This is a genomic window from Pseudoclavibacter sp. CFCC 14310 (assembly GCF_008831165.1).
GTDB lineage: Bacteria > Actinomycetota > Actinomycetes > Actinomycetales > Microbacteriaceae > Pseudoclavibacter_A.
Genome location: NZ_WBKC01000001.1, coordinates 700625 through 722201, shown reverse-complemented (window position 1 = coordinate 722201; position 21577 = coordinate 700625). Strand labels below are relative to the sequence as shown.

Genomic DNA, 21577 nt, shown 5'->3' with positions numbered 1-21577 from the left:
GTGTCTGCAAGAGAAGTGTGGAGCCATCTCAGAGAATGCCCAGCTCTCTCATCGAGCAGCCAGCGCACGAGGCGTTCGCGCAAGCACCAGCATTCCGACGACGTCTCCACCGGACGCGAGCACTGCGTCTCTCGCCGCCCGCATGGTGGCGCCCGTCGTCATCACGTCGTCGATCAGCAGCACCTGCCGCCCGTCGACCACGCCCCGATCCGCATACAGCGCATCTGCGAGGTTGCTTCGTCTGCCCGACGCGCTGAGCGCCCGCTGGTCATGCAGCTTCCGAACCGGCCAGAGCACGTCTTCGCGCACGGACTCCCCGCTGCGGCCGAATGCCCGCTCGGCAAGACAGAAGCCTCGTCGGCGTCGGGCAGCCGCCGACGACGGCAGCGCCGCCCACACTGCGCCGTCAGAAGCGAGCCGTCGGCGTGCGACTGCTGCAAGCCGGTTCGCATGCATGCGCAGCAAGCCGAGTTCGGCCGTGCGCCGATCGTCTTTCACCGCACGGATGACGACGCGGATGCGACCGTCGTGGTCATCCCACCCCAGGCAGGGCACACCGTCGACGCACACGGCCGTCGGAGAATCGTCGAACGCCTGCAGACAGGTGATGCACAGAGCCGTCGACGTCCGGCCTCCGCAGGCAAGGCAGGTCTCGGGCAGCAGCAGCGTTCCGATCTCGCGCAGCGCGCCCATGACGTCCATGCGTCGAGAATCGCCCAGACAGAAATCGACAGACCAGCTCTCGACGCCCCTGTGCACGCGTCAATGCCAGATGGTGGTCAGTGCAGAGACGCGCACGCCGAGTTCGGTCACGCTGCCGCTCTGCACAGAGAAGAGCCGATCGTCGCTCACCACGCGCAGCTGACCGTCGCGGGGCGCGCCGACGAGCTGCGTGACATGCCCGTGCACTGTGGCCTGAGTGCCCCGCCCACTCATCGAACGCACGAGGATCGTGCTTTCACCTGTCGAGGACTCCGGAGCGAGAGCCACTGCGACCTGGTCGTCGGCGTTCCAGGCGAGGGCCGTCACCGTGCCTGACGCCTGTCCGAGCTCTGTCGCCGCGGTGAGCTCGGCCGGATGCCCCGTCGCGTCACGACGCACACCGAACGCCAGCAGGCGAATGCTCTGCCCCTCGGCCACCGCGACTCCGACGCGGGCACCATCCGCAGCTGCTGCAGTGGCGACCACGGCTCCGGTGCCGACGACGTCTGCGGGCAGCGGCAGCGCACCCGAGACTCCGCTGTTGGCATCGACCCAGACGATCTGGCCGTCGCGCAGCGTCCAGGCGGTGCCGACGACGTCGATCGACGCGACGCCCGATGCCGTTCCGCTCAGTACGCGCGCGTTTTGGTCGTCGCCCATGTAGTGCATGCCGTCGGCTGCGGCCGCGGCCAGTCGCCCACGCGCCACGCTCAGCGAGCTGACCGAGGTGTCGGTCAGCGCCGAGCGAACTGGCTGCAGCTCGGATGGCAGAGGATCGACCGGCTGCCAGCTCTGGCCGTCCATGGCCTGCAGACTCTCGCCTTCGGACCCGAGCACGACGCCGTTCTGGGTATGGGGAAAATCAATCTCAGCGGTCGGAATGGTGGGCAGATCGATGCGCAGATTGTTGACGGTGAGACTGACTTCGTGGATGTCGTCGACCTGCTCGAGCGAGCGCACCAACAGGGTCTTCACCTGACGCTGGTGCAGTTCGTCGAGTGAGAGGAACTCACCGCTCAGCGAGATCGAGGCGACCCCGCTGCTCACGCCCACGGCCTCGACCGCAAGATGCAGATCGCTGCCGATCAGCTGCTGCACGCCGGCCTGCACGGTGGGCACGGGGCCGGAGAGAAAGGCCTTGACCAGTCGTGTGGCCGTCTGGTCGCCCGCCTGGAACCAGCGGACGTCGGGCACGAGCGTGTCGCCGGACGTCGAGAGGTAGGCGAGTCGCGCTGCTCTGAACACCAGGTCGAAGCTCGCTCGAGTCATCAGCACTCCGTCGGGTGCGGAGCTGATGCGCCACTGCCCGTTCACCTGCACGAGCGAGTACTCCTGCTTCAGCCGAGACGTCTGCTCGCGGTAGACGCCGACGGCGTCGACCGTCGCCTGCAGCGCACCCGTCGCCTCGACGTGGCCGCTGTCGTGATCGTCGAGGTCGGGCATGCTGTCGAGCACCTGCACCTGCGCATCTGGCTGCCAGCTGGCTGCCAGACCGTCGGTCAGAAACTCTCGGGCGACAGAGTGGCTGCCTCTGGTGTCGGCCGACGCCAGGATGAACCCGTTGATGACCTCGATCGGGCTCGCGCCGTCAGCCGGCCCCGAGGCGTTGACCACGTAGCCGCTGCTGTTCTCGCTGCCTCCGCTGTCGACCACGCGTTGCGGCGACCCGGAATCGGGCAGCCGGACGCATCCGCCGAGCAGTAAAGCGACCGGCAGCAGCACAGCGGCGACCAGCCCGACGAGCACTCGTTTCGGCCCGCTCATCATGCGCTCTCCTCTTCGAGCGGCAGCGTGATCGTGAACGTCGCGCCGTGCCCCAGCTCGGACTCGGCCGAAACGCTGCCGCCGTGCAGCTGCATGTCCTCACGTGTGATCGACAGCCCCAGCCCGGTGCCGCCGAGTGTGCGCTGACGCGAGGCGTCGGCCCGCCAGAACCGGTCGAACACGTGTTCCAGATCGTCGGCCGAGATGCCGCGCCCGTGGTCGACGACACGGATGCGCCCGACGGCCGGCGTCGCCCCGATCGGTCGGTCGACGATGACCTCGATGGGTGATCCTGCGCCGTGCTCCAGAGCATTCGAGAGCAGGTTGCGCACCGCTCGCCCCACTCGCACGCTGTCGATGGATGCGGGAACGGCCCCGTCTGGAGCCGTCACCGTGATCGGGCTGCCCTGCCGCTGGGAGAGCGCCTCGCAGTCGGTGACGACGCTGCGCACCAGCCCGACGAGATCGACCTCTGAACGGTCAAGCGCGACGACGCCGGCGTCGAGACGGCTGGTCTCGAGCAGCTCGCTGAGCAGCCGTTCGAAGCGCTGCACTTGGGTGTGCAGAATCTCGGCCGATCGCCGCGTCGCCCCCTCCAGATCGTCGTGTTTGGCGTAGATGACGTCTGCCGCCAGACTGATCGTGGTGATCGGGGTGCGCAGCTCATGTGAGACATCCGAGACGAAGCGCCGCTGCAGGGTCGACAGCCGACGCAGCTCGAGGATCTGCCGTTCGAGCGAGTCGGCCATCTTGTTGAACGAACGCCCCAGCGCGACGGCCTCGGCCGCACCGGTCTGAGGCAGACGCTGCCCGAGGTCGCCTCGTGCGAGGCGGCTCGAGACTTGGACGGTGCGGCGAATGGGCCGCAGAATCAGCGAGGTGACGATGACCGCGATCGCACCGGTCATCAGCACCAGCACGAGAGCCGCGATCAACAGCATCAGCTGCACGAACTCCAGCGTCTGCTGCTCAGGGGCCAGCGAGTTCTCGATGTAGATCTCGTGCTCGCCGGCGAGCGGCACGCTGAACGAACCGCCGACCACGATGGCGGGCTCTCCGGAGGCGCCCTTCGCCGACTGCCAGAAGATCGTGTCGGGGTTGGCCTGCACCTGTTCGCGCAGGGATGCGGGAATGCTCTGCGCGTTCAGCGAGGCGCTGATCAGATCGGGACTGTTCAGCACCGGCCGCTCGCCTGATTCCGTCTGCAGCAGCGCGACCTGCTGCGAGAGGGCCAGAGACTCGGCGCTGCGCAGCATCGACACTTTCAGCGTCTGCAGAGACTGTTCGTCCTGCGCCGTCGAGCCCAGACCGATCGATCGCACGTCTTCGATCGCCGACTGGCTGAGCCCGACCACCGTCTCGCTGCGCGACTTGAACAGCTCGGTCGAGATGCGCAGTGAGATGAGTCCGAACACGAGCAGTGTGGTCAGCGTGCTGAGCACCAGAGACACCACGAGCGCGCGAGCCGTCAGCGAGCGCCGCAGCCACTGCATCAGACGCCGGGCGGGCACGCGGAGCAGACTTGCCGCCACGATCAGCGCTCTCCTGCGGTGTAGCCGACGCCGCGCACGGTGAGCACGTACTCGGGGTTCTCCGGGTCGTCTTCGATCTTGGCCCGCAGGCGCTGCACGTGCACGTTCACCAGTCGAGTGTCGGCCTTGTAGTGGTAGCCCCAGACCTCCTCGAGCAGCTGGTCGCGGCTGACGACGACCCCAGGCTGTCGAGCCAGGGCCGCCAAGAGGTCGAACTCGAGCGGTGTGAGTCGCACGATCTCGCCGTTCTTCGTGACCTGATGCGCTGCGGTGTCGATCGTGAGCGCGCCAAGACGCAGCACCGAGGCGATGTCTCCGGGCAGTCGGCGAAGGCGGGCCTCGATGCGGGCCACGAGCTCCTGCGGTGAGAACGGCTTGGACACATAGTCGTCTGCGCCGGCAGCGAGCCCGGCGACCACGTCGGTGGTGTCGGTGCGCGCTGTGAGCATGACGACGGGCACATCGGACTCTCTGCGGATGCGTCGCGCCACTTCGACGCCGTCGAAGCCGGGCAGCATCACGTCGAGCAGCACCAGATCAGGGTGCTGATCGCGGCAGGTCTGAACGGCTGACGGTCCGTCCGCTGCCGTGACGACCGACCACCCCTGCCCGCGCAGCACGATCTCGATCATCTCCAGCAGATCGGGATCGTCGTCGACGGCGAGAATGCGATGAGCCATAGGTCAGTACCGATAGTGATCCGGCTTGTACGGGCCGTCGACGGGAACGCCGAGGTAGTCGGCCTGTGCAGGCGTCAGAGTGGTGAGCTCGACGCCGAGGGCGGCAAGATGCACCCGTGCCACGTGCTCGTCGAGCGCCTTCGGCAGCCGGTGCAGACCGATCGGGTATGCCTCGAGGTTGGTGAACAGCTCGATCTGCGCCAGCACCTGGTTGGTGAAGGAGGCGCTCATGACGAAGCTGGGATGCCCCGTGGCGTTGCCGAGGTTCAGTAGGCGTCCCTCGCTGAGCACGAGGATGCTGTGGCCGTTCGGCAGGTGCCATTCGTCGACCTGCGGCTTGATGTTCACTTTGCTGGCGCCCTGAAGGCGTTCGAGACCAGCCATATCGATCTCGTTGTCGAAGTGCCCGACGTTGCCGACGATGGCGTGATTCTTCAGTTTCAGCAGCTGATCGACGGTGACGACTCCGAGGTCGCCGGTGGCGGTCACCACGATGTCGACCTCGTGGGCGACGTCGTCGAGTCGGGCGACTTGGAAGCCGTCCATCGCCGCCTGCAGCGCACAGATGGGGTCGACCTCAGAGACGATCACGCGAGCGCCCTGGCCGCGCATCGCCTCGGCCGCGCCCTTGCCGGTGTCGCCGTAGCCGGCGACGAACACCACCTTGCCGCCGATCAGTGTGTCGGTGCCGCGGTTGATGCCGTCGGGCAGCGAGTGTCGAATGCCGTATTTGTTGTCGAACTTGCTCTTGGTGACCGAGTCGTTGACGTTGATGGCCGAGAACTGGAGTTCTCCATCGCGGGCCATGTGCGCCAGCCGGTGCACACCGGTGGTCGTCTCTTCGGACGACCCCTTGATGTCGTGGATGACGCGAGTGAACCAGCCGGGTCGTTCCGACAGCAGCGCGTCGATGACCGTCCACATGGCCGTCTCTTCGTGGCTGAGCTCATGCGACGGCCGCGAGGTCACATCCTGCTCGGCTTGGAAGCCGAGGTGCACGAATCCGGTGGCGTCTGCCCCATCGTCCAGGATCAGGTTCGGGCCGATCCAGTCAGCCCCCTGCTGCTCTGCCTCATGCGACCAGTCGAACACCCGAGCGAGCATCTGCCAGTACTCGTCGACCGTCTCGCCCTTCCACGCGAAGACCGGGACTCCCGCCGGCGCGTCAGGGGTGCCGTGGGGCCCCACCACCACAGCGGCGGCGGCTTCGTCCTGCGTCGAGAAGATGTTGCACGAGCTCCAGCGCACCTGAGCACCGAGCGCGACCAGCGTCTCGATGAGCACGGCGGTCTGCACCGTCATATGCAGCGAACCGGCGATACGAGCGCCCTTCAGCGGCTGCTGCCCGGCATACTGCTCGCGAAGCGACATCAGGCCCGGCATCTCGTACTCGGCGAGACGGATCTGATGCCGACCTGCCTCGGCGAGCGTCAGATCGCGAATCTGATAGTCGAAGGGCTCGTGGGTCTCGCTCATTGGGTAGTGCTCCTTGCAGTATCGAGGGACTGTACCAACTGTAGTCGGTGCGCTCGCCTCTAGACTGGAGCTATGTCAGCGTCTTCGTCTCACCCGTCACGCTCCGGGCACCGGTCACGGCACCGCCGTCTGCGCAGCCGTGTCGGAGGTCCGTACCTGCAGAGGCTCGGCTCTCGCCGACAGGCGCTCATCGACCGGATCACCGCCACGAGTTCGTACGTCAAGGCGAACTGGGCCCCCGAACTCGACGACGTGACAGTTCTGCTCTCCGACATGCCGAATCAGCTCAAAGACGGGCATGACCCTCGTTGGACGGTCGATCAGAGTCAGCGCACCATCGTTCTGCATCGCCTGCCTCTGACCCTCGGCGCCGAGGTGGAGGACGCCGACGAGGTGCAGCGTCAGATGACGATCGAGTACTGTGTGCTGTCGGCTTTCGCCGAACTCACTGGACGTCAGCCGTGGGAGATGCACGGCCACCAGATCTAGCGGTCGACGTCAGCGCGCCAGCACGTCCACCGCACCAGCGGATTCTGCCCCTGCCAGCGCGGCCGCCGCGATGCCATCGCCACCGCTCGTCACCACCGAGAGATGCACGGCCTGCGTCGGGCGCACTTCGACGGACTGCCCCGCCGAGAGATCCAACGAGCCGAGGCCGCTGTCGTCGAGCTGAACGTCTCGGGACGCCCCGTCGACCTGCACCGACACCGTCGACGACGGTGCGCCGCTGAGCTTCAGAGCCAGCGAAGTCGGAGTCGAAGGAACAGCGAACGACAGCGGCGCCGTCACCGCGTCTGAGCTCTGCAGCCAGGTGAAGTCGGCCTGATCGCGCCCGCCCGAGGTCACACGCGCTGCAGCGACGATCGATGCGTCGGCCGTGGTCGAGATCTGGTAGTCGCCGTCGGGCAGGTCACCGAGCGGCGTGTCGACGACGACTCCCTGCGTGAGCGAGACGTCGAACGACCGCGAGTCGGCGCCGCTCACCGTCACGTGTGCGACTGTTCCTTCGTCTGGCGAGAGCAGGCGAAGCACCGGCTGGGTGTCCTCCCAGCCGCCTTCGCCGGCCAGGTCTGCCCGTTCGGCGCCACCGGAGATGCGCACACCGGTGATGCTCTGCTGCGTCGCGGGCTGAGCCCCCGGTGCCTGCACATCAAGGCCGCCGGCTTCGAGACCGCGAACCGTCGACTGCTGCAGAAATGCGGCGACTGGTGCTCGCACCGCCTGCACGCGCACGAAGATCTGCTGGTCGGTGGTGGTGACGGCCGAGATCGGCAGCACACGCTCGCTGCCTGCTTCGACATTCAGCTCCCCGGTGCTGGACAGAAGCTGTCCTTCGCCGGTGAACACCGTGAGCGTCACCGTCGAGGCGAGCGAGCTCGGATTGACCACACGCACCGACGTGGAGCGTCCCACCTGCTGAGAACCGCCGCCGATCCAGCTGTCGAACGTCGGGCTGGTGCAGTCGGCCAGCAGCGTGCCTCTGCTCTGCCCGTCGTCGACCCGGGCACCGCTGAGCACGCCCAGGGCAGACTGATGGTCAGTGCTGGTCCGCACGACGGTGCTTGCTGAGACGCCGTCGCGCGTCGCGACTCGGCCGGCCGCGCCGAACGGTGTCGCCTCGGACTGGCCGAGGCTCTGCACCGTGAGGTCTGAGTCAGAGATCGCAGCGATCGATCCTCTGCCCACGGCCTCACCGGCGTCCACCGAGGTCATGGAGCCCCCGGTGCGGAAGCCGACCGGGCAGACTCGGGTGCTCTCGACCGAGGCCGGCACGACGGTGCTGGCCTGACGACTGAGGTCGACTTCGGGTGTGGCGAATCTGGTCAGCGCCCAGCCTCCGGCGACCAGTGCGACGACGACCACGACACTCAGCAGCCACCGGGAGGCCTGGCGAGCGACACGACGAACGCCGCCCGGCTGCGTCCCGCTCGACGACGCCTCTGGCTGGGCTGCGGGGGCATCGGAGGTCTTCGGGGTCGTTTGTTCGGATGCCGTATCAGACATCATCGGCGTCTCCTTCCAGCAGCGAGAGTGCCGACGACGTCTCGGCGTCGTCGCGCAGGCGGCCGGTCGGCAGGCTCAGCGCGAGGAAGAACAGCAGCACGATCGCCTGAGGCACGATGAGCCACCAAATGCTGGGCCCGGAGTCGGTCACCGCAGTCGATCCCGTGACGCGCCACAACTGACCGATGTCGCTGCGACCAGCCGGCTCGAGCGCGGTGTTGGCGTCAAGCACCGAGCTCACGCGATCGGTCGAGACGGTGGAGTCAGCGGCGCGCAGCAGGACGAAACGGGCCCCCATCTGGTTCAGCGCGTCTGTGGGATCGTAGCCGCTGTAGCTCGCCAGATTCGATACGGTCGATTCGACCTGCTGCCGGCCGTCGTCGAGGCTTCTCGCGCTGATCACCTGGCGATGTCGGCCCTGCAGCGTGCCGAAGAACGCCGACGGAGTCGTCGTCGCATCGAACGACCCGTCGGAGTTCTCGACGATCTCGAGCACACGCCCGCCGGGGGCGTTGCGCTCTTCGGCCTGCACCAGCGCCGGGGCGGTGTTCGCGACCGCCCCCACGGCCCCGCCCTGACTGATCGCCAGAGCTCCGGGCGCGGCCATGCCCACGGCGACACCGCAGATGGCGACGGCGGCCGCCGTCTTCGCCAGACCGACCCGTGCGCCGACGAGCGTGCCCGAGATGGCCACCAGCAGAAACAGCGTCGCCGCAGAGAGCAGCGGGGTCGTGTCCCAGGTGCTGGGCGCTCCGAAGACCCGGATCGACGTGATCCCAGAGAGCACGACGGCCAGCGCACCGGTCGCCGCGAACAGGACGAGACCGATGAGAACGCGTCCCCAGCGATGGGTGAAGAGACCGACCAGCGCGATGACGATGAGCGCCGCCGCCGAGATCGCGGCGACAGCCTGTGCGACCAGCGGCTGGCCGTCGAGAGCAGGAATCAGAGTCTGCCACAGCCATGGAGCAGAGCCGGGCAGCAGCAGATCGAGAGGATCGTTGGAGCCGTTGGACGGCAGCGAGCCGCCGACGGAGAGGAGCCCCAGCCAGTCGTGGGTCACGACTGCGTCGCGCACCGGCCCCGCCCAGACCACGAGGCTGGGGATCAGCACCGCCCAGAGAGACCGCAGCAGTCGGTGTGCGAAGACCGACCAGACGAGGATGCCCGCCAGCAGGACGACCCATCCGATCGGAGAGGAGGCGCTCAGCAGGGCGAGCCAGAGGCCCGCAGCGGCTGCGCGACCGATCGAGCGCTCTCGACCGTTTCCGGGGCGCGCCACCGCAAGCAGAGAGCCGACCGCCAGAGGCAGCACGATGTGGAAGACCGTCGGTGACAGGTCTCCCGAGACGAGCGCCTGCACGAACACCGGGGACAGCGCCCAGACGGCAGCGCCGACGATGCGCACCCAAGACGTCTTCGACAGCGCCCGCATCAGATACCAGCCGGACGCGAAGGCGAGCGGCATCGCCGTCAGCAGCAGAAGCACGATGACGGTCGACGGATGCCAGAACGTGAGGGCGGAGAGCAGAGTCCACAGGGCGGAGTTCGGATCGGTCATCAAACCGCTGTCGACGGCGCCGAAGTGCTGCAGCGAGAACAGCGAGGTGAAGCTCGTCCACCAGTCAGGCCGCAGCGGCTCGACTGCACCGCCCGAGACCTCGCCCGCGGCGATCAGGCGCCACAGCAGCAGCACGTTCAAGACCCACAGCGCGAGAGCGACCAGAGGGGCCTTCGAGCGCCAGAACGGCACCGTGTCATCGTCGTCGACGTCGGTGTCGATGAAGAGGGCCTCTTCACGCTGATCGGCCCGCAGTCGGTTCACGCTGCCCGCCGAGAGCAGCAGCGGTTCGATGGCCGACCAGGGGGCGACCGATGCGTCGGCGATGCGTCGGCGATGCGCGGCCACACGGCCGCGACTGAACATGGCGGTGACAGTGGCCGCCCACTCCCCTGCAATCAGTCCGGGACGCTTGTCGAAGAGGTGCTGCAGCGTTCGCCCGAACGCGATGAAGGGCAGCGCAAGCCACAGAAACACGGCGCTCGTGCCGGTGGTGTAGCTCAGCCGACGGTACAGCTGGGCCCAGCGCACCTGACGATACTTCGGCCGACGCGTCCGCGCGGCCGGAGTGCTGCTGCGTTCGCTGAGACGATGATGCGCCACACGTGCCGAAGGCACCGTGACGACGCGAGCGCCGGCGAGGCGTGCGCGGATGCCGAGGTCGAGTCCGTCGTCGCTGAAGGCCAGGTTGGTGTCGAGGCCGCCGAGGCGCCTCCACAGCCCGCCTTGGACGAGCATGCCTGCCGTGCCGACGGCGAGCACATCGGACTGTGTGTCGAACTGTGCCTGATCGAGCTCGCCCGCGGCGGGGCTCACCTTCTCGCCTCGGGTCGTCATGGTGAGGCCGAACTCGTCGAGGTGATCGGGACGGTCGGCGTCGATCAGCTTCGGCCCGAGCAGCAGCGCACTCGGCGACCGATCGTGCTCTGAGAGAAGCTGAGCGAGAGCAGTGGGTTCAGGGGTGCTGTCGTCGTGCAGGAGCCAGAGCCAGTCGTCGTCCTGGAGGTCAGGGATGACGGCGTGGACGGCGTCGCCGACAGCGGCGCCGAACGATGTGTCTGCTCCGGTGCGAACGATGTAGTTGACGCCGCCGGCCCTGGCGACGGCCGCAGAGTCGTCGGTGGATGCGGTGTCGACGACGATGACCGGAGCCTGCACCGTCTGCTGGCGCAGGCCCGTGAGCGTGTCAGCCAGCTGCGACGCACCATTGTGCACGACGACGACAGCGAAAATGCGCGCGCTCATCTAAGACTGCTGCCTTTCAGACTGCACGCCTTCTGAGCTTTCTGCGCTCACGCTCACTCAGACCACCCCAAATACCGAATCGCTCATCATTCTGAAGAGCATACTCAAGGCACTGGGCTCGCACTTCGCAGGAAGAGCAGATGCGCTTCGCATCCCGAGTCGAGCCGCCCTTCTCAGGAAAGAACGCCTCGGGATCAGTCTGGGCGCACAGCGCCTCAGACTGCCATTCGAGCACGCCGGCTTCGCGATCATAGCCGGTATAGCCGGCCACACCGCGCAGAATGGGGTCGTCGAACCAGTCGTCAGGCACCGCGCTGAGATGCTGCTCGGCCATGCAGGTGCCTCCCTCTGTGCAGATGGTGTGTAAGCAATTCGACCTGTCTAATTACACCCGTGTAATTCCCTTGAGTCAAGTCGAACCACATCGGAAGACAGACCGCCGATGGCTGATCATCCACCCCGCATCCTCGAAACGGCGAGCCCTTCGCATCCGCGTCGGGCAGACACCAGTCGGTATAGTTGGCTCTCATGGGAACTCTGATTACCGGCGGTGCCGGGTACATTGGCGCACATGTCGTCCGTTTGCTGCAGGAGCGCGGCGAACACGTCGTCGTCGTCGACGACCTCACGACCGGAGCGGCCGATCGAGTCGGTGACGCCACGCTGCATCAGTTCGACATCTCGGCCGCCGGCGCGAACGAGCGACTCGCTGACATCATGCGCGAGGAGCAGATCGACTCTGTCGTCCATTTCGCGGCGAAGAAGCAGGTCGGCGAATCGGTCGAGCGTCCGCTCTGGTACTACCGCCAGAACCTCGACGGCCTGAACAACGTCCTGCAGGCCATGGTCGACGCAGATGCGCAGAACATCGTCTTCTCGTCCTCCGCAGCGGTCTACGGCGAGCCCGACGTGGCCGTCGTACCGGAGGATGTCGTGTGCCAGCCGATCAACCCCTACGGCCAGACCAAGTTCGCGGGTGAATGGCTGATCGACGCCGTGGCTCGCGCCCACGGCATCCACGTCGCCAAGCTGCGCTACTTCAACGTCGCGGGCTCAGGCTGGGACGACCTCGGCGATCCGGCCATCCTGAATCTCGTTCCCATGGTCTTCGACCGCATCGCCCAGGGCAAAGCGCCGCTCATCTTCGGCGACGACTACCCCACTCCCGACGGCACCTGCGTGCGCGACTACATCCATGTCTACGATCTGGCCGACGCCCATCTGAGTGCGCTCGCCTATCTCAAGGGCGACGACCGCCCCGAGTCGACCTTCAACATCGGCACCGGCAGCGGCTTCAGCGTGCGCCAGGTGGTCGACGAGATTCTCAAGGTCACCGGGAGCGATCTGGTGCCCGAGGTGCGCGGCCGGCGGGCAGGCGATCCTCCGCAGCTCATCGCCGACAGCTCGCGAGTGAATCAGGTGCTGGGCTGGCACGCCAGCCACGACCTGTCTGATATCGTGACGAGCGCCTGGCAGGCCTGGCTCGTCAGCCACCCCGGCACCGAGGCCTGAGCCCCGGCCTTGCACCGCATCCCACATACACCGACAGCAATGCGATGATCGCACAGGAGGACAGATGACGCAGCTTCGCGTGGTCATCGACAATCTCTTCGATGCCGACCCCAGCGGAGTGACCCGTTACACCACCGAGATCACGCGCGCGCTCATTCGCACCGCGGAGAACGGCGATACGGTCAGCGGTGTCATCGCCTCGCACCCGCAGGAGCTCACGCGACGGCTCGAATCCCAGTTTCCGGGACTCGACCGTCTCATCCGACTGCCTGCCAGCAGCAGTCAGCTCGCGCTCGCTTGGAACATGGGCATTCCGCCGCGACTGCTCAGCGACGGCACGACGCACTCGCCGACGATGCTGGCCCCGTTCTTCTCGCACAACCGCATGCTCGAGCCGGGCGTTCAGACCGCCGTGACGCTGCACTCCGGGGCGATCTGGACCGCTCCCGAGACGCTCTCGCGCCGTGAGCGCATGCGAATCGGACGACTGCTGAAGCTGACCGAGCGATACGCCGATGCGATCGTGGTCACACACCACGAGCTGGCGCATCTGGTCGATCAGAACACGCGCATGGGCGACCGAGTGCAGGTCGTGCCGGTTTCGCCCACCCGCCATCTCGTCGCCCGTGGGTCGGTCGCTGGGCGCGCTCGAGAGCTGGGCTTTCCCGATCGATTCCTGATCGCATTCGCCAGCGAACGGCCGGCCAGCCTGCGACTGCTGCTGGCCGCCTACGCTCAGGCACACCTCGACGAACCGCTGCTGCTCATCGGCCGCCAGGATCCCGGCCAGACTCCGGCCTCGCGGATCATCGCCGACTCCGGGCTGAACGCCGATCAGGTGCGGCTTCTCGGCGAGGTCGATGACGAAGCCCTTGCCGTGCTGAACACCCGGGCCAGCGCTCTGATCTACTTCGGCGACGGAGACGCCCTCGGGCTGCCGCTGTTCGATGCGATGGTCGCTCGCACCCCGGTCATCTACCCGGATGCCGAGTCACTGCTCGAGGTCACAGGGGGCGCCGGTCTCAGCGTGCCTTTGGAGGGTTCGTCGCTGGTCGACGGCATGGCCGCCGCCATGCGCACAGTCATGACTGACAAAGAGGCGGTCAAACGCCTCACGCAGGAGGGCGCTGATCGGGCTCGCTCGTTCACTTGGGAAGACTCTGCGCGCGCCATTTGGGCGCTGCATCGCAGCCTGGCCTGATCACCGCCTGGAGGGCCGCTCCGCACCGAGATGCCGGTCGGTTTCCTGCTGACGCCGACGTGCGCCGGTGCCCTCAGCCCTCACCGCGCGACCGAGCGATCACGTCGGCCACTGCGGCATCCACTTTCGACCAGTCGAGGTTGGCCTCGGGGAAGTCGGGCGGGACCAGCTCCAGGCTGTTGATCGGCAGCTTGCGAGATTTGTCGGCCAGCGACACCAGCGCCCCGATCGAATTGCGCGGAGCGTCGGTGTTCACGAAGTCGGGGCTTGCCTCGGCGATCTGCTGAAAGTTCGTGAGCAGCGTCTGCGGGGTGAACTGCTGGATCAGCGCCTCCTGCACCTGCCGCTGCCTGCGCATGCGATCCCAGTCGCTGGTCGTCTTTCGACTGCGCGCATACCAGAGCGCCGTCTCACCGTTCATGTGCTGTCGTCCGGCTTCGACAGACCCGTGATAGACGTGATGGGTGTCACTGCCGTCGACGAAGTCGAGATGCTCGGTGACGTCGATGTCGACACCGCCGAGAGCATCGACCATCTTCGAGAAGCCGTTCATGTCGATCATCACGTAGTACGGCACGCGAAGCCCGGTGACGCCCGACGCGATGTCTTTCATCGCCTGGATCCCCTGCTGAAAGCCGGTGTCGTCATGGATGTCTGGGTAGAGCCCCGTCTTGACCTGCGTGACGTAGGTGTAGCCGCCGTTGGCCTTCCACGACCGTGGGTACACTCCCTGCAGCGGCGACCCTTCCGGCAGTCGCACCGGATGCAGGTCGCGCGGGATGCCGATGATCGCGGCCTGCCCTGATTTCGCATCGACGCTCACGACAGAGATCGAATCGGGACGCATACCGTCGCGGCCTTCGCCCGAATCGGCGCCGAGCAGCAGGAAGTTGTATCGGCCGTCGACCGCTTCGAGCTGCCCCTGGCCTTTGAACAGATCGTCGAAGAGCGACCGCGCCGAGCCGATGTACTGCACGGCGCCATATGCGCCGAAGAGCGTCGCGGCGAGTCCGACCACGGTGACGAGGCTCAGCGCGGCTCGAGCGCCCGGCCGCACCCGGCCGATCTTCGCCGTGCGAAAGGTGTCGACGGTGAGGAGCACCCACAGCAGCACCCAGGCCACGATGAGCACCTGCAGCGCCGTGAGCGTCCAGACGTTGAGCGCCACGGAGGTGAACCCGGCGAGGTTGTTCTTCGACCAGATCAGCGCAGCGATCGCACCGACGACCATGATGAGCCAGGCGCCGAAGCCGAGACGACCGAGTCGGCGATTGCCGGTCAGCAGCTGCGGGGTTCCTGGCAGCAGAAAGTTCAGCACGACGAGCCACCAGGCACGTCGCCGCATCAGCGGCTCGTCAGTCTGGTTCGGGGTGCGCAGTGGGGTCTGGTAGGTCATCTCAGTCGAGCGAGCGCTGCAGTCGTGCGTTCTTCTGCTCGACCAGCTCTTCGAGTTCGACGGCGTAGTCGTGCAGCTGCTCGCGCAGCCCGAGGTCGGAGGCCCCGAGGATGCGCACCGCCAACAGTCCGGCGTTGAACGCGTTGCCGATCGCGACGGTTGCGACTGGGATGCCGGCCGGCATCTGCACGATGGAGAGCAGCGAATCGAGACCGTCGAGCTTCGCCAGCGGCACCGGCACTCCGATGACGGGCAGCTCGGTCACCGCGGCGAGCATACCGGGCAGATGCGCGGCGCCGCCGGCACCGGCGATGATCACCTGCAGGCCGCGACCCGCTGCAGCCGATCCGAATTCCATCAGCCGGCGCGGCGTGCGATGTGCTGAGACCACTTCGACCTCGTGCGAGACACCGAAGCGGTCAAGCGCCTCGACGGCCTTCGACATGACCGGCCAGTCGGAGTCGGATCCCATCACAATGGCGACTTTGGGGTTCACAGCTGTCATGACACCCCAGACTACACGGAGAGGCTGTCAACGACCTCGGAGCCGAGCGCGCGAGCGGCGTCGCGGGCCGCATCCCTCGTTTCGACCAGGTCGAACCCGGTCACGTTGACGTGCCCCATCTTGCGGCCCGGCCGGTACGACTTGCCGTACCAGTGCACTTTCGCCTGCGGCACCTCGGCGAGAGCACTGACGAGCGCCTGCTCGTGCTCGGTGCCGTCGTGGCCGCCCAGTACGTTGACCATCACCGTCACCGGCTGGCGTGCTTCGGGGTCGCCCAGCGGCAGGTCGAGCACCGCGCGCAGATGCTGTTCGAACTGCCCGGTGACCGCACCGTCCATGCTCCAGTGCCCCGAGTTGTGCGGGCGCATGGCGAGCTCGTTGACCAGCACACGACCATCGTTCGTCTCGAAGAGCTCGACTGCGAGCGCACCGGTCACTTCGACGGCCTCGGCGATGGTCGTCGCGATGTGACGGGCCTGCTCGACCACGTCATCCGTGGTGTCAGGCGCCGGGGCGATGACCTCGGCGCAGACACCGTCGACCTGTTCGCTGGCGGCCAGCGCCCAGGCACGCATCTCACCCGAGGGACGCCGCGCCACCTGCTGCGACAGCTCGCGCCGAAAGTCCACGGCCTCTTCGACCAGCAGCGCGCCGCCGACTTGGTCGAGCACCTCGGCCGCCAGCCAGTCGGCCACCTCGCTGCCCGATGAGACCAGTCGCACGCCGTGACCGTCATACCCACCACGCGGCGTCTTCACGATCGCGCGACCGCCGTGCAGGTCGACGAAGGCCTGAACCTCGTCCGCTGTGGTCGCCCGCGTCCACTCTGGCTGGCCCAACCCGAGTTCGGCGACCTTCTGGCGCATCTCGATCTTGTCCTGTGCGAAGCGCAGCGCCTGCGGGCCCGGTCGCACGGCGACACCGGCTTCGACGAGGCGCTGCAGCACCGGCTGCGGCACATGCTCGTGGTCGAAGGTGATCACATCGACGCCGCGTGCGAACTCGAGCACCTGCTCGACATCGGTGTAGTCGCCGACCACTGTCGTCGCGAGCTTCGCCGAAGCTCCTTCCGCCTCGGCGAACACTTTCAGCTCAATGTCGAGATTGACGGCGACTGGGGTGAGCATGCGGGCCAGCTGGCCTGCTCCGATGACTCCGACACGATATGTCATGGCTGCGGAAACCTCTCTGCGCTCGGGGGCGCAATTGCGAATCGGGGGCCGACGCCGGGGGACGTCGGTGGCTGCATGGGCTGCGTGGTGATCGCAGCGAGCTGATAGCGGGTTCGGCGTGCACGGGCCTGGGCCGAGCGCTCGAGAATCGCCTCACGAAGGCTGGTCGGGTCAGGCATCGACCCGAGCACGAGCGAGAACTGGTCGCCGGCCAGCAGACGGATGTCTCCGCTGCCCCAGAAACGCTGCGAGAGCGACTGGTGCATCTCGACCGATGAGATCGTGTCGAGCGGCATCTGTCGCAGCCGGCGGCGCAGCACTCCTTCGGTCATGGCCACTGTCTCGTCGGTGAGTCGACAGGCGCGACCCCGCCATGACATCCACACGCAGAACAGCAGCACCACGATCGCAACGGCGACAACGGCGAGCACCCACCGCATGGCCCCTGCGGCAGCGCCCCAATACTGCGGCACCGCCCAGGCAGCAGCCCAGAGCAGCAGCACCGGCAGGATCAGGCGGGTCGCTCTCGCACGCAGACGGATCTCGCGCCGATCGCGCTCGCCGCCCGCCTCGCCGTGTGAGGCGCGGGCGGATGCCACCTCGTCGCCGCCGTCGAGTTGCGGCCGCGAGCGGGGCGCCTCTGCGGGTTGCGTGCCGAACGTCATGTCAGAAACCTTAGCGCGCCGCGGGGCGCACATGGATCACGTCTCCCACCGACAACGCGTGCGTCGTTCCGTCGGCCTCGACCATCAATCTGCCGCCGGCGTCGAGGCCCACGGCGACGCCGACCAGGGCGTCGCCGCCCGGCAGCATCACGCGCACCCGCTGCCCGACGGTGACACAGGCATCGCGCACGGCGTCGAACACAGAGGGGTCGTGCCGCAGCGCGCGCGCCCAGAGGTCTCTGAGCCGCGCGAGCAGATGCTGCAGCATGACGTCGCCGGTGACCATGACGCCCTCACGTGCAAGCGAGGTCACGGTTCGGGGATCGAGCCCCTGCGCCTCGAAGTCTGCAGCGGTCTGCATGAGGTTGATGCCGAAGCCCACCAAGACGGGCAGATCGGTCGGCACCTGGCGTCCCGGTGGAGGCGTCGTCGAGACGAGTTCACTGAGGATGCCGCAGACTTTGCGTCCTTCGATCAGCAGATCGTTGGGCCATTTGACGCCGGCGTGCACCCCGAGCTGCTGCATGGCCTGCTGGGTGGCTGCTCCGCAGATGAGTGGGAGCCATGGGAGCAGATCGACGTCTTCTGCTGGGACGACGAATGCGATCGAGACGGCGAGTGCCGACCCGCGAGGCGCCTGCCAGACGCGATCCAGTCGGCCGCGACCGCCGCGCTGATCGAGTGTCGCCACAGTCGTGAAGGCTTCGGTGGGCTGCCCATCGGCCCACTGGGTGCGGATCATGTCTGAGAGCACGGTATTCGTCGAATCGACGTGATCGAGAGCGATGAGGTTAGGCGACTCGGCGCTGCTCAGGGGAAACTCCATGCCTCGATCATACGGAGCCGGTCGTTCTCGCGGTCTCGCCTTGGGCGGGCAGCCCGTGTGTATCAGGGCTGCGAAGCACGGAACGGATCACCGCTGCAGATCGCGGGCGGAGCGGTGCCCGAGCAACGTCAGTCCAGTCGCCGCAAATGCTGCACCACAACGTCCAGACATGGAACTTGCCATGTCTCGATCGGTATGGACAGCATTTCCCATGGATCGATACTTCCCCTGGCTCGATGTCTCCGAACTCCACTGCCTCGGCACGCCCGCCAGAACGCACGACGAGCATGCCCTCGCCAGAGAAGAGACGGGCATGCCTCCAGAAGCAGAGGCGGGGATGCCTCAGAGCAAAAATGACCGGTTCACACCAGCGAACGCGGCCAAACAGTGTGCAGATCGCACAATTCACCCCCCGTCGTCTTGCGTGATCACTACAGCAGAACGGGCATACCCCGCCGGTAGACTCGTCTGCGATCGACATCGAGGAGACCTCTGTGACAGCGAATTCCAGCGCCAACCCGAGCGCGAAGACGGCCGAGAGCACGGCCGAGAGCACGGACAAAGTGGTTCCATCCACCACTGCCGAACGCATCGCCGACCTCACTGACCGCTACCGCGAAGCAGTCGTCGAGCCGAGCAGAACAGCTGCGCAGAAGCAGCACAAGCGCGGTAAGAAGACCGCCCGCGAGCGCGTGCACGAACTGCTCGACGACGGATCGTTCGTCGAGATCGACTCCTATGTGCGGCACCGCACGCATGCCTTCGGCATGGAGGACAAGCGCCCATACGGTGACTCCGTCGTCGTCGGCACCGGCACGATCCACGGCCGGCAGGTCGCCGTCTACAGTCAGGACTTCACCGTCTTCGGCGGATCGCTCGGCGAGGTCGCCGGTGAGAAGATCGTGCGCATCATGCAGCTTGCCCTCAAGACGGGCATCCCGATCATCGGCATCCTCGATTCGGGCGGCGCTCGCATCCAGGAGGGGGTGACCGCACTTTCGAAGTACGGCGAGATCTTCCGGCTGAACACCAAGTCCAGCGGTGTCATCCCGCAGATCTCGATCGTGCTCGGCCCGGCCGCCGGTGGTGCGGTCTACTCCCCCGCGCTGACCGACTTCGTGATCATGGCCGACAAGACCAGCCACATGTTCGTCACCGGCCCGGACGTCATCAAGACCGTCACCGGCGAAGAGGTGAGCTTCGACGAGCTCGGCGGTGCGCTCACCCACAACAAGACCTCCGGCGTCTCGCACTATCTGGCGCAGGACGAAGACGACGCGCTCGACTATGCGCGCACGCTGCTGAGCTACCTTCCCGACAACAACCTCAACGACGCCCCGACGTATGCGTCGAACACCCAGCTCGAGATCACCGACGTCGACCGACGGCTCAACCAGCTGATCCCCGACTCGACCAACCAGCCCTACGACATGAAGACGGTCATCAAGACGATCGTCGATGACGGCGAGTTCCTGGAGGTGCAGGCGCTCTTCGCCCCGAACATCGTGATCGGCTTCGGCCGCGTCGAGGGGCACACAGTCGGCGTCATCGCCAACCAGCCAGCCGCGATGGCCGGCACCCTGAACATCGACGCCGGTGAGAAAGCCGCCCGCTTCGTCCGGTTCTGCGACGCCTTCTCGATTCCGATCGTCACCCTGGTGGATGTGCCCGGCTACCTGCCCGGCACCGATCAGGAGTGGAACGGCGTGATCCGCCGCGGGGCGAAGCTGCTCTACGCCTACGCCGACGCAACCGTGCCTGTGGTCACCGTGATCACCCGAAAGGCCTACGGCGGCGCGTACATCGTGATGGGCTCCAAATCGATGGGCGCCGATCTCAACCTCGCCTGGCCCACGGCAGAGATCGCGGTCATGGGCGGCCAGGGCGCGGTGAACATTCTCTACCGCCACGAGCTCAAAGAGGCCGAAGAACGCGGTGAAGACGTCGAAGCCGTGCGCACCCGGCTGGCAAATGAGTACACCTACAACGTCGCGAGTCCGTTCCTCGCAGCCGAACGAGGCGAGCTCGACGGCGTCATCGAACCCGCGGCTACGAGAGTCGAGATCACGAAGGCCCTGCGCACACTGCGCACCAAGCGAGACAACCGGCCTTCCAAGAAGCATGGGAACATCCCGCTGTGATCGACGACCAGCACACCAACGTCACCGCCGCGGGCGGACCCGAGCCCAGCATCCCCGCAGACGAGCCTGAGGCGCACAGCCCACAGGAGTATCTCGAGCAGCTGCAGGTCGTCTCAGGCTCGCCGACGCCCGAAGATCTCTCGGCGATCGCTTCGGCACTGAGCCTGGCCGAGCGCGAGCGGCACCGCGAGCAGCGAAAGCGCGCCATTGAGTCGCACGAGCCGGAGCCCTCCTGGCGTGAGAAGCAGCGGTCAGCGCGACGCGATCGCCAGTTGTACTGAGGCGGCGACTCTCGGGCCGCGGGCGGCCTTCAGCTGGCGGCCTTCAGCGCCCGAGATGCGTCAGCGCATGTTCGACCAGAGGGCCGCGTCGGCGCTCGTTGGCAGCGATGATGCCTTCCACCTGTTCTGACGGATGTGTGCGAGGCGTGCCTGCCTCGAAAAGCGGATGTGGGTCGTATTCAAGCCTGAGCGCGATGTCTCGGGCGGCCTGTTCGCCGCGCAGCCGCGCGACGAGGGTCAGTGCGAAGTCGATGCCCGAGGTGACCCCGCCTGCGGTGATGAGATTGCCGTCGACGACGACGCGCTCGTCTGTCACGTGGATGTCGGGGTACCTTGCCAGCAGCGGCCGACTGCTCCAGTGCGTGGTCGCGCGTCGGCCGGCGAGCAATCCGGCCTGTGCGAGAGCGAAGGCCCCGGTGCACACCGAGGTGATCCACTGGGCGTGTTCGGCCTGGCTGCGCAGAAACCCGATCGCCTGTTCGTCTTCGAGCAGAGTGAAGGCGCCTTGGCCTCCCGGAACCACGAGAACGTCGGCCTGCTGCGCCTCGTCGAAGCGAACAGTCGGCACCAGCGCGAAGCCGGCGCTCGTTTCGACGGGGTTCAGGTCGTGCCACACGTACTGCATGTGCACACCCTCGATCTGTGCGAAGACTTCGGCCGGCCCGGTGAGGTCGAGCTGAGTGATCTGAGGAAACAGCAGCATGGTGATGGTCAGCGGCTGAACGGTATGGGATGGTTCGACGGTCATGTGTCGATCATGTCCCTCAGCCTGTCGCAGCACAAGTGGTTCGTCACGCGCCGCGCCCGCACCGGGCCGCAGAGCAAGACGGCGCCCCTTCGCTGCCATGCCGGTGAGCCGCAGACGCTCCACTCCGACGGCTGCGAATCGATCCGGAGCCGATACCCATCACCAG

General features: G+C 66.8%; 19 protein-coding genes. 5 read left to right on the top strand and 14 right to left on the bottom strand.

Annotation, left to right across the window (positions count from 1 at the left end; translation table 11 throughout):
- Nucleotides 1-48: 48 nt before the first annotated feature.
- From F8O06_RS03225 to ahcY, 5 genes are read right to left on the bottom strand one after another with little or no spacing between them, the layout of a single operon-like run.
- Nucleotides 49-702 (bottom strand): ComF family protein, encoded by a 654-nt coding sequence (locus F8O06_RS03225; RefSeq protein ID WP_158037408.1) that lies wholly within the window; start codon nucleotides 700-702, stop codon nucleotides 49-51.
- Nucleotides 703-762: 60 nt separating this feature from the next.
- Nucleotides 763-2469, bottom strand: coding sequence for a GerMN domain-containing protein (locus F8O06_RS03220; protein ID WP_158037407.1), 1707 nt, complete (start codon nucleotides 2467-2469; stop codon nucleotides 763-765).
- Nucleotides 2466-3998 (bottom strand): MtrAB system histidine kinase MtrB, encoded by a 1533-nt coding sequence (gene mtrB, locus F8O06_RS03215; protein ID WP_158037406.1) that lies wholly within the window; start codon nucleotides 3996-3998, stop codon nucleotides 2466-2468. The genes F8O06_RS03220 and mtrB overlap by 4 nt, the downstream gene beginning before the upstream one ends.
- Before the next feature lie 2 nt (nucleotides 3999-4000).
- Nucleotides 4001-4678, bottom strand: a complete 678-nt coding sequence (gene mtrA / locus F8O06_RS03210) for an MtrAB system response regulator MtrA (protein ID WP_158037405.1) — start codon at nucleotides 4676-4678, stop codon at nucleotides 4001-4003.
- Between the two features lie 3 nt (nucleotides 4679-4681).
- The gene (gene ahcY / locus F8O06_RS03205; RefSeq protein WP_158037404.1) at nucleotides 4682-6154 is read right to left on the bottom strand and encodes an adenosylhomocysteinase; all 1473 of its coding nucleotides are present in this window, start codon (nucleotides 6152-6154) and stop codon (nucleotides 4682-4684) included.
- A 72-nt stretch (nucleotides 6155-6226) separates the two neighbouring features.
- Here ahcY and F8O06_RS03200 point away from each other — a divergent pair, with 72 nt between their 5' ends.
- Nucleotides 6227-6643: a hypothetical protein gene (locus F8O06_RS03200; RefSeq protein ID WP_158031979.1), complete on the top strand. Its 417-nt coding sequence runs from the start codon at nucleotides 6227-6229 to the stop codon at nucleotides 6641-6643.
- Nucleotides 6644-6652: 9 nt separating this feature from the next.
- On the opposite strand, the gene F8O06_RS03195 is transcribed toward F8O06_RS03200, so the two are convergent.
- From F8O06_RS03195 to F8O06_RS03185, 3 genes are read right to left on the bottom strand one after another with little or no spacing between them, the layout of a single operon-like run.
- Complete coding sequence (locus tag F8O06_RS03195) at nucleotides 6653-8161, bottom strand: DUF5719 family protein (protein WP_158037403.1); 1509 nt, start codon at nucleotides 8159-8161, stop codon at nucleotides 6653-6655.
- Nucleotides 8151-10964 (bottom strand): glycosyltransferase family 2 protein, encoded by a 2814-nt coding sequence (locus F8O06_RS03190; protein WP_158037402.1) that lies wholly within the window; start codon nucleotides 10962-10964, stop codon nucleotides 8151-8153. The genes F8O06_RS03195 and F8O06_RS03190 overlap by 11 nt, the downstream gene beginning before the upstream one ends.
- Before the next feature lie 16 nt (nucleotides 10965-10980).
- On the bottom strand, nucleotides 10981-11298 hold the full coding sequence (locus F8O06_RS03185) for a WhiB family transcriptional regulator (protein ID WP_158031982.1): 318 nt from the start codon (nucleotides 11296-11298) through the stop codon (nucleotides 10981-10983).
- Nucleotides 11299-11492: 194 nt separating this feature from the next.
- On the opposite strand from F8O06_RS03185, the gene galE reads away from it, so the two are divergent.
- Entirely contained in the window at nucleotides 11493-12476 is a 984-nt protein-coding gene (gene galE / locus F8O06_RS03180; protein WP_158037401.1) for a UDP-glucose 4-epimerase GalE, read from the top strand.
- A gap of 64 nt (nucleotides 12477-12540) precedes the next feature.
- Nucleotides 12541-13677: a glycosyltransferase gene (locus F8O06_RS03175; RefSeq protein ID WP_158037400.1), complete on the top strand. Its 1137-nt coding sequence runs from the start codon at nucleotides 12541-12543 to the stop codon at nucleotides 13675-13677.
- A 73-nt stretch (nucleotides 13678-13750) separates the two neighbouring features.
- Here F8O06_RS03175 and F8O06_RS03170 read toward each other — a convergent pair whose 3' ends face one another.
- From F8O06_RS03170 to F8O06_RS03150, 5 genes are read right to left on the bottom strand one after another with little or no spacing between them, the layout of a single operon-like run.
- A complete protein-coding gene (locus F8O06_RS03170; RefSeq protein WP_158037399.1) occupies nucleotides 13751-15073 on the bottom strand; it encodes an LCP family protein in 1323 nt (440 codons plus the stop codon).
- Between the two features lies 1 nt (nucleotide 15074).
- On the bottom strand, nucleotides 15075-15578 hold the full coding sequence (gene purE / locus F8O06_RS03165; RefSeq protein ID WP_158037398.1) for a 5-(carboxyamino)imidazole ribonucleotide mutase: 504 nt from the start codon (nucleotides 15576-15578) through the stop codon (nucleotides 15075-15077).
- 11 nt (nucleotides 15579-15589) lie between these two features.
- Nucleotides 15590-16750 carry a 5-(carboxyamino)imidazole ribonucleotide synthase gene (locus F8O06_RS03160; protein ID WP_158037397.1) on the bottom strand — a complete coding sequence of 387 codons (1161 nt, stop codon included), beginning with the start codon at nucleotides 16748-16750 and terminating at the stop codon, nucleotides 15590-15592.
- Nucleotides 16747-17415: a PH domain-containing protein gene (locus F8O06_RS03155; protein WP_192496815.1), complete on the bottom strand. Its 669-nt coding sequence runs from the start codon at nucleotides 17413-17415 to the stop codon at nucleotides 16747-16749. The genes F8O06_RS03160 and F8O06_RS03155 overlap by 4 nt, the downstream gene beginning before the upstream one ends.
- A gap of 10 nt (nucleotides 17416-17425) precedes the next feature.
- Nucleotides 17426-18241: a biotin--[acetyl-CoA-carboxylase] ligase gene (locus F8O06_RS03150; RefSeq protein WP_158037395.1), complete on the bottom strand. Its 816-nt coding sequence runs from the start codon at nucleotides 18239-18241 to the stop codon at nucleotides 17426-17428.
- Nucleotides 18242-18804: 563 nt separating this feature from the next.
- Here F8O06_RS03150 and F8O06_RS03145 point away from each other — a divergent pair.
- Both F8O06_RS03145 and F8O06_RS03140 read left to right on the top strand, forming a co-directional pair.
- The gene (locus F8O06_RS03145) at nucleotides 18805-20382 is read left to right on the top strand and encodes an acyl-CoA carboxylase subunit beta (protein WP_158032146.1); all 1578 of its coding nucleotides are present in this window, start codon (nucleotides 18805-18807) and stop codon (nucleotides 20380-20382) included.
- Nucleotides 20379-20663 (top strand): acyl-CoA carboxylase epsilon subunit, encoded by a 285-nt coding sequence (locus F8O06_RS03140; protein ID WP_158031990.1) that lies wholly within the window; start codon nucleotides 20379-20381, stop codon nucleotides 20661-20663. Before F8O06_RS03145 ends, F8O06_RS03140 begins: the two co-directional genes overlap by 4 nt.
- A 43-nt stretch (nucleotides 20664-20706) precedes the next feature.
- Here F8O06_RS03140 and F8O06_RS03135 read toward each other — a convergent pair whose 3' ends face one another.
- Nucleotides 20707-21411 carry a DJ-1/PfpI family protein gene (locus F8O06_RS03135; RefSeq protein WP_225733350.1) on the bottom strand — a complete coding sequence of 235 codons (705 nt, stop codon included), beginning with the start codon at nucleotides 21409-21411 and terminating at the stop codon, nucleotides 20707-20709.
- Between the last annotated feature and the right edge of the window lie 166 nt (nucleotides 21412-21577).